Source organism: Streptomyces malaysiensis subsp. samsunensis (genome assembly GCF_024519315.1).
Classification (GTDB): domain Bacteria; phylum Actinomycetota; class Actinomycetes; order Streptomycetales; family Streptomycetaceae; genus Streptomyces; species Streptomyces malaysiensis.
The window spans coordinates 50,521-58,331 of record NZ_JANIIC010000065.1; the positions used below are offsets into that span (position 1 = coordinate 50,521).

Genomic DNA, 7,811 nt, shown 5'->3' on the forward strand with positions numbered 1-7,811 from the left:
TTCCGCGCGATCAGGCCGGATTCGGCTGGGCCAGCAGGGTGTTGATCTGGGAGACCATCGTGCGCACCGCGCTCTGGGCGGACGACGAACCGCCGAGCGCGGGATCGAGCGCCTGGCACATCCGGGTCTGGAAGTCCGAGCCGGAGCCCGCGAACCACACCGGCGGGTCGAGTACGAGCTGCTTGGCGGCGTCCGCGTACTCCGACTGCGGACGCAGCTTGGCGTAGGCCGCGGACGAGACGGCCGGTGTGTACGCGGGGATATGACCCGCCGAGGCCCAGGTCAGCCCGGACCGGACCAGCTCGGCCACGAACTGGTGGGTGCGCCGCCGGTGCTCCGGATCCGGGTTGTCCTGGTGCGGCAGCACCAGGGCGTGGCTGTCCGACGCGCCCGCCGGACGGTCGTAGAAGGTGGGAATGGGAGAGCCGCCCAGCCTGTCCTTCAGGGCCGCCTTGTAGGTGGCCATGTCCCACTCGCCCGAGAAGATCATCGGCGACCGGCCGTTGGCGAAGGCGGCGATCGCCGTCGAGACGTCCATGGTGCGGCTGTCGCGCGCCAGGTCGGTCATGAAGCGCACCACCTCGACGGCGGTGTCCTCGTCGATCTCGGCCCGTTCGCCCGTGAGGTCGAAGGTGGCGCCGGTCTGGCTGAACAGCGTCCAGAACATCCGCCAGCCCATCGCCGCGTCGTTGGCGTGGCCGAAGACGGGCCCCAGCTTGCCGCTGTCCTTGCGGAGCTTGTTCATCAGCTCCAGGGCGTGCTTCGGCGATTCGAAGGGCACCAGCCGCCCGTCGCCCGTGAGGAGACCCGCCTTGTCCATGACGTCCCGGTCGAAGAAGACCACGAAGGGGTGGGTGTCCAGCAGAATGGCATACGGGTCGCCCTGGTACAGACTCCGTTTGACCAGCGTCTTGTTGAGGTCCTCCTGCTTCAGCCCGAACTCGGCCAGCAGATCCAGGTCCCAGGGGTCGAGCAGACCGCCCGGGGCATAGCCCGCCAGCCGGGTCAGATGCATGATCGCCACATCCGGTGAGCGGCCACCGGCCGAGGCCATCGCCAGCTTGGTGTAGTACGGCGGGCCCCAGTCCAGCACCGTCGTCCTGACCTTCAGATCCGGGACGCGCTTCTCCACGTTCCGCGTCATGGTCTTCATCAGCTCGCCGTCGGGGCCGGTGAAGAGGGTCCAGTACTGGATCTCGTCCGCGCTCGCCACGCTCCCGGCGATCGAACCGCAGCCGCTGAGCGCGGACGCCGTCAACGCGGCCCCCGCCCCGTACACCGCGCCTCTCAGCAGACCACGCCGTGACAGACCGCTCATCGCCCCTCCTCACCGGTTGGCCGCTCGAAGGCGGCGGGACGCTGCTGGGCCGCGCGCAGCCGCTCCACGTCCAGCTTGCGGCTCCGGTCGAAGCGGTAGACCCCGTTCTGCTCCTGGAAGACATCGGTGAGCTGGGTGTAGCAGTAGCCGAACATCAGCGGGTCGTCGAGCAGCGCCCCGGTCAGCCCCGCGAACCGCCTCTGGAACTCCTCCTCGGTCCGCGGCCGCTGCCCGTAGCCCCAGGACACCTCTCGGTCGTCACCGGCCGCGGCATCCGCCTCCTCCGGATTCCACCAGATGCCGCCGAACTCGCTACAGAAGTAGGGCTGGCCGCGGTACGGCAGCGACCACACCGCGTCGGTGTCCTTCTTGTCGGGGTTTCCCCGGTCGTCGGGGTTGATGAACGGCTCGTTCTTGTCCAGCCCCGCCATCTGGCGGCGGAACGCCTCCGGGTCCTGCTCATAGCTGTGCGAGTCGTACACATCGGTCTCGGCCACGCGGTGGGAGTAGCCGGACGCGTCCAGGACCGGCCGGGAGGTGTCGGCGGCCTTGGTGGCCAGGAACATCCCCCGGGTGACATCGTCCAGGACCGTCTGCCGGTCGTGGAGTTCCTGGTGTGTCTCGTTGAGCGGACACCAGCCCACGATCGACGGATGGGAGTAGTCCCGCTCCACGGCCTCCAGCCACTGGGCGATGAAACCGGCGGTGGGCCGCTGGTTGTCCAAGGCGGTGCGCCCCGTATTGGCTCCCCAGTCGCCGAACTCGCCCCAGACGAGATAGCCGAGCCGGTCCGCGTGGTGCAGGAAGCGCTCCTCGAACACCTTCTGGTGCAGCCGCGCCCCGTTGAACCCCGCGGCCAGCGACAGCTCGATGTCCCGGACCAGGGCGGCGTCGTCGGGCGCGGTCATCAGCCCGTCGGGGTACCAGCCCTGGTCGAGGACGAGCCGCTGGAAGACGGGGCGGCCGTTGAGCAGCAGCCGCTTGCCGTCGATGGCCACCGAGCGCAGCCCGGCGGTGCACTCGGCGCGGTCCACGGCCGCGCCGCCACCGTCCAGCAGGTCGATCCGCACCCGGTACAGATGGGGGTCCTCCGGACACCACGGCCGACGTCGGTCCTCGGGCAGCGTGAGCACCATGCGGGGTGCCATGCCGAGGTCGGCGCGCACGGTCGCCTCGGCCACCGTCTCGCCGTCCGCGTCGCTCACCCGGGCCGTGATCCGGTGGCCCGGGCGGTTGGCGCTGAGCGGCAGCTCCAGGTGGAAGGCCCCGGACGCCAGGTCGGGGGTGATCCGGGGCCGGTGCAGATGGACCTCTGACACCGGCTCCATCCACACCGTCTGCCAGATGCCGGTGGCGCGGGTGTAGTGGCAGTCGCTGTTGGCGTACTCGGTGGCCTGCTTACCGCGCGCCTGGGGGCCGTGCCGGGCGTCCCGGGCCCGTACGACGATCACCACCTCCGCGTCGCCGCCCGCCGCGCCCGGCACCTCGCCGAGGTCGGCGGTGAAGGAGGTGAAGCCGCCGCTGTGCCGGGCCACTTCGCGGCCGTCGGCCCAGACGGTGGCGTCGTGGTCGACGGCCCCGAAGTGCAGCAGCACCCGCCGGCCGGCCCAGTCCGCCGGTATCCGGACCGTGCGCCGGTACCAGACGGCGGGGTGGAAGTCGGTGTCCCCGATCCCCGACAGCTCGGACTCGGGGCAGAACGGGACCAGGATCCGCTCGTCCAGCTCCTGGTGCACCAGACCGCGCTCGAGCCCGCTGTCACCGGGGTCGAAGGCGAACTGCCAGCTGCCGTTGAGATTGAGCCACTCTTCACGGACGAAGTTGGGGCGGGGATATTCGGGTCGTGGAACGGCGTTCGAGACTTCGGGCGAGGCTATGCCGGGCTGTGCCATGGGATCTCCGGGGGAGCAGGGGATTCGACCGGGCAGGGGTATGCCATCACCGGTTTACATCGTTGTAAAGATCCCGCGCAGCAACTTTTGCCGTGACCTCGCGCGGCCGCCGGTGCGGGTGGCTAGATCTCGCCGTTCTTGACCTTGTACAGTTCGATGTCCCGGTTGGCGAAAAGGTGCACAAAGCCGCAGTTCCAGCAGATCAACCCGGTGGCCGACTCGTTGGCCCAGCCGAACTTGAGCAACTCCATGCCGGTGCTGTTGAGCTTCACCTCGCGATCCCGGAAAAGGTCGCCCTTGCAGAACACACATGTGATCCACTTGTCCCCGATCGCCGCACGTACAGGCTTGGCCACGCTCTCTCACCTTCTCCGGCCGCCGAAGCGGCCCCCGTCCTCACGTCAACAACGACGATCAGGATAGGACGGGGGCCACGTGGAAACCTCAGCCGCGATAGGTGCGCACATAGTCGAACCGCGCGACCGCGCCCGCGGTGTTCTGTGCCACCAGGCCGATCCTGAGCCTGCTCACGGTCGGCAGGGTCCAGACGCCGGTGTGCGTCCAGCGCACACCGTCCGTGCTGGTGGCGGCGCGCACCTCGGTCTCGTTCCGCGCGGTGTCGGCGTGGTACGACAGCCGCATCCACAGCGTGTCCGCGGGCGGGCCGCCGAACATCGGCCCGTAGGCCACCGGGGTCGGCGGTGTGGTGGTGGGCCGCTCGCCCTCCTTCGCGAACTCGGTGACATGCGTCGCCTTCCCATCGGTGTGGCTCACCGGGAGCACCGCGTGCACCAGTTTGTATTGACCTCCGCTCACTTCCCTAAAGGGAGGTGATTCCTACCACGGTTGGCTGACCGTCTCGGTGGGTTCCTGCTTCACCGCGCTGTGCCGGTACGGGTACCGGTCTTACCTGCGCTCGACAGGCTGTCACCGCCAGTCCGGCGGCCCGGCCGATGTTCACGGCCGCATTGATGTCCCGGTCCAGGACGGTCCCGCAAGCCTGACACGTCCATTCGCGGACGTGCAGGGGTTTGGGGCCGTCCTTGACGCCGCAGGCCGAGCAGACCTGTGAGGTGGGCTCGAAGCGTCCGATGCGCACGAGGGTGCGCCCGTACCGGCTGGCTTTGTACTCCAGCATCGTGACGAACTGCGACCATCCGGCATCGTGGACGGACTTGGCCAGGCGTGTGCGGGCGAGTCCCTTGACTGCCAGATCTTCCACCGCGATGGCTTGGTTTTCGCGGATCAGCTTGGTGGAGAGCTGGTGGTGGAACTCTCGCCGCGCATCGGCCACCCGCGCATGGGTGCGGGCGACGCGAAGCCTGGCCTTTTCCTTGTTCTTCGACCCCTTTGCCTTCCGGCTCAGGGCCTGCTGTACGCGCTTGAGGCGCTTCTCAGCCCGGCGCAGGAAGCGCGGACTGTCGATCTTCGTGCCATCGGAGAGGACTGCGAAGTGTCCCAGGTCCAGGTCTATGCCGACCTCCGGTGCGACCGGCGGGAGGGTTCCAGGAGCGGTCTCCACGACGAACGAGCAGAAGTACCGCCCGGCCGCGTCCTTGAGTACCGTCACGGTGGCTGGAGTGGACGGCAGGGTCCGCGACCACTTCACGCGCACCTCGCCGATCTTCGGCAGGCGCAGATAACCGCCGGCCGTGATGGACCAGCGGGCGTTGGCGGTGAACCGTACCGACTGCCGTTGGTCCCGCTTGGACTTGAAGCGCGGTTCGGCGATCTTCGGTCCCTTGCGGGTGCCCTTGAGGGAGGCGAAGAAGTTGGAGTATGCGGTATCCAGGTCCCGCAGGGACTGTTGCAGCACCACGGCGGACACCTCCCCGAGCCATGTACGCTCGGGGGCTTTCTTGGCCTCAGTGATGACCTGCTTGGACAGGTCTCCGATCTTCGGGTACGGCTTCCCGGCCTCGTGGGCGTCCTTCCGGATGCGCAACGCGTCGTTGAACACGACGCGGGCGCACCCGAACGCCCTGGCCAACGCGGCCTGCTGAGGACCATTCGGGTACAGGCGGAAGCGGTACCTCAACTGCACATCGATCACCATACATGCGCGGTTTATGGCTGAGTGCGAAAACATCCGAACTGGTCGCCACTGCGCGTTCGTCCTGCACGCGTATTTGGTTTTCGTGATGAAGAACCGGCACAAGGTGTTCGCCGACCGGCACTACTGGCGGGCGAACAAGTTGTGGTCCGGCTCCTACTTCGCCGAATCGGTCGCGCCGCTTGGCTGTCTGTCGTCCGCCAGACATCGAGCAGCACAATCGGCTGACCTGAAGGCCCGTCATGAGCGCCGGTCAACAGTGCAGACCCGTGCACACGGCTGAGGTCAGAGCGGGCCGCCTCGCGGGGCGTCGTGGGGGTGGGCAGCGCCGGTGCCTCGCGGGCCGGGCGCGCGGCGGCGGTCGCCTGGGCCGCGGGCAGCAGCCCGGCCAGCAGTGCGCACAGCAGCGCGGCGACGAGAGCGCCGGGGCTTCGTCTCGGGCGTCGACCGGGGCTTCGTCTCATCTACACGGTCCCTTCCGGCTCGAAGGAGCTCAGGCTCGGGTCGTAGTCAAGGTCCCCGATGTCGAACATCGGGGTCATCCAGTGGTAGAAGTTGTCGCCGCGCTCCCGCAGCAGGTCGTACAGGCGGCGCATGAGACGGCGGCGCACGGGCAGCAGCTCGGGGTGTTCATACCGGTTGGCCAGCTCATGGGGGTCGGTGTCCAGGTCGTAGAGCTCGTTGACCGACTCGGGGTTGACGATGAGCTTGTGGCGTTCGTCGCGGATCATCCCCTGCGGATACGGGAAGTGGTGGCCGTGGAACTCGGCGAGCAACTCGCCCGGCCACCATGGATGTTCGCCCCGCACCAGCGGCACCAGGCTCCTGCTGTCCACGGCGGGTGAGGTGTCGCAGCCCGCGAGGTCCAGGATGGTGGCGGTGCAGTCGGTGAGGCTGACGAACTCCTGGCGGACCTGCGGGGCCGCGCCGGGGATCCGGATGATGCCGGGGATGCGGTAGATGTCCTCGTACATCGCCGGGCCCTTGTCGTGCAGCCGGTGGGCGCCGGTGAACTCGCCGTGGTCGGCGGTGAAGAACACCGAGGTGTCATCGGCCAGTCCGAGCTCGTCGAGGCGGGTGAGGATGCGCCCGATCTGCTCGTCGATCAGCGTGACATAGCCCCAGTAGACGGCGATCAGCTTGCGGGTCACCTCGATGGGGATGGTGTCGAAGGTCCAGTGGGCGCTGTAGTTGCGCTGCACCGGTGGCTTTCCCTCGAAGGTCTCGGCGATCGAGGCGGGCAGCTCCACCAGGTCGGGGTCGTAGGCGTCGAAGTACGCGTCGGGCAGCAGATACGGCAGATGCGGTCCGAAGAAGTGGGTGGCGAGGAAGAACGGTCGGCCGGTCGTGGCGTACCGCTCCAGCTGCTCGATGGCGCGGGTGGCCAGATAGTGCTCGAAGGTGGCCTCCACCGGCTGGTGCAGCCGCGCCGCCAGCAGATTGCCCGGATTGCCGTTGGGCGTGGTGCCGCGGATGGGATCGGATATCCGGTACGGCGGCAGGCCCCGCTCCTTCAGGTACGCCGCGTAGTCCGGATGGTCCACGGGGTTGTGCCAGCCCGGCAGATCGGGCCCGTCGAAGCCGTACGAGGCCGCGTTGCGATGGGTGCCGACATGCCACTTGCCGACCAGGCCGAGCTGGTAGTCACGTTCGGCCAGGGCGCCGGGGAAGGTGAAGGCGTCCTCCCGCAGATCCTCCAGATAGCCCACGTTGCGCTCGTAGTTGGCCAGCAGCCGGTGGCGGAAGGGCGCCTGTCCGGTGAGCAGACTGGCGCGGGCCGGGGTGCAGATGGCGGTGGGGGTGTAGAAGCGGTCGAAGCGGGTCCCGGTCGCCGCCAGCCGGTCGAGGTTCGGCGTGGCCACCTGCGGATTGCCGTAACAGCCGAGGGTGTCGACGCGGTGCTGATCGGTCATCAGGAACAGCAGGTTCATCGGGCGGCCGCCTTCGTGTAGAGGTCACCGGCGTAGAACGTGGACACGGCGGGCGACTTTTGCAGCTGCCCGGTCCGGACGAAGAAGCGGCTCATGCCGTCCAGCCACTTGTCGACGGTGCCGTCCTTGGTTCCGGCGACGAGTTCGGCGGTCGTCATCGTCTTCACATGCTCCGCGTCCGCCGCCACCTTCGCCTCATCGGCCCCCAGCAGCTTCGCCGCCAGCGCGATGGACTTCTCGGGGTGCGCGGCCCGCCAGTCGTTGGCCTCCTGGAGGACCGCCACCACCTTCCGGTCGCGCTCCGGCTTGCCCTTGGCCGCGGAGACGAACGCGGTGGGGAAGGCGGAGCCGGAGGAGTCCTCGGTGCTCGCCACCTCCCCTCGAGGTCTTCCTTCATGGATACCCTGGGGAGGGAACGAAGCTCCTGCGGAGCGGGGCAGGAAAAGCCGGTTCGCCGCCAGGGCGGACCGGCGTCTACCGGCCACCGGTTGATACCCGCCACTCACATCGAAGCTGATAGGATGTAAGGCGTGGCGCGGCAGGTCAAGCGGGCTTTCAAGTACCGCTTTTACCCCACGGATGAGCAGGCGGCTGAGCTGTCGCGCACGTTCGGCTGT

9 protein-coding genes are annotated in these 7,811 nt (G+C 68.3%); 2 read left to right on the forward strand and 7 right to left on the reverse strand.

Annotated features, from left to right (window positions below):
• Positions 1-10 precede the first annotated feature (10 nt).
• The 5 genes from NQU54_RS39140 to NQU54_RS39160 form a co-directional block, all read right to left on the reverse strand.
• A complete protein-coding gene (locus NQU54_RS39140; protein ID WP_257635148.1) occupies positions 11-1,318 on the reverse strand; it encodes an extracellular solute-binding protein in 1,308 nt (435 codons plus the stop codon).
• Entirely contained in the window at positions 1,315-3,210 is a 1,896-nt protein-coding gene (locus NQU54_RS39145) for a glycoside hydrolase family 2 protein (protein WP_257635149.1), read from the reverse strand. The genes NQU54_RS39140 and NQU54_RS39145 overlap by 4 nt, the downstream gene beginning before the upstream one ends.
• Before the next feature lie 122 nt (positions 3,211-3,332).
• Positions 3,333-3,566: a hypothetical protein gene (locus NQU54_RS39150; protein ID WP_257635150.1), complete on the reverse strand. Its 234-nt coding sequence runs from the start codon at positions 3,564-3,566 to the stop codon at positions 3,333-3,335.
• An 88-nt stretch (positions 3,567-3,654) separates the two neighbouring features.
• Positions 3,655-4,026 carry a DUF1349 domain-containing protein gene (locus NQU54_RS39155; protein WP_257635151.1) on the reverse strand — a complete coding sequence of 124 codons (372 nt, stop codon included), beginning with the start codon at positions 4,024-4,026 and terminating at the stop codon, positions 3,655-3,657.
• Between the two features lie 4 nt (positions 4,027-4,030).
• Positions 4,031-5,254 carry an RNA-guided endonuclease InsQ/TnpB family protein gene (locus NQU54_RS39160; RefSeq protein WP_257635152.1) on the reverse strand — a complete coding sequence of 408 codons (1,224 nt, stop codon included), beginning with the start codon at positions 5,252-5,254 and terminating at the stop codon, positions 4,031-4,033.
• Between the two features lie 25 nt (positions 5,255-5,279).
• Here NQU54_RS39160 and NQU54_RS39165 point away from each other — a divergent pair, with 25 nt between their 5' ends.
• Positions 5,280-5,546, forward strand: coding sequence for a hypothetical protein (locus NQU54_RS39165; protein WP_257635153.1), 267 nt, complete (start codon positions 5,280-5,282; stop codon positions 5,544-5,546).
• A gap of 181 nt (positions 5,547-5,727) precedes the next feature.
• On the opposite strand, the gene NQU54_RS39170 is transcribed toward NQU54_RS39165, so the two are convergent.
• Positions 5,728-7,194 (reverse strand): sulfatase family protein, encoded by a 1,467-nt coding sequence (locus tag NQU54_RS39170; RefSeq protein WP_257635154.1) that lies wholly within the window; start codon positions 7,192-7,194, stop codon positions 5,728-5,730.
• Entirely contained in the window at positions 7,191-7,568 is a 378-nt protein-coding gene (locus tag NQU54_RS39175) for an aliphatic sulfonate ABC transporter substrate-binding protein (protein ID WP_257635155.1), read from the reverse strand. Before NQU54_RS39175 ends, NQU54_RS39170 begins: the two co-directional genes overlap by 4 nt.
• Positions 7,569-7,724: 156 nt before the next feature.
• Between NQU54_RS39175 and NQU54_RS39180 the strand changes: the two genes are divergently transcribed.
• Positions 7,725-7,811: helix-turn-helix domain-containing protein (locus tag NQU54_RS39180; RefSeq protein ID WP_257635159.1), on the forward strand; the 87-nt coding region annotated here is incomplete at its 3' end.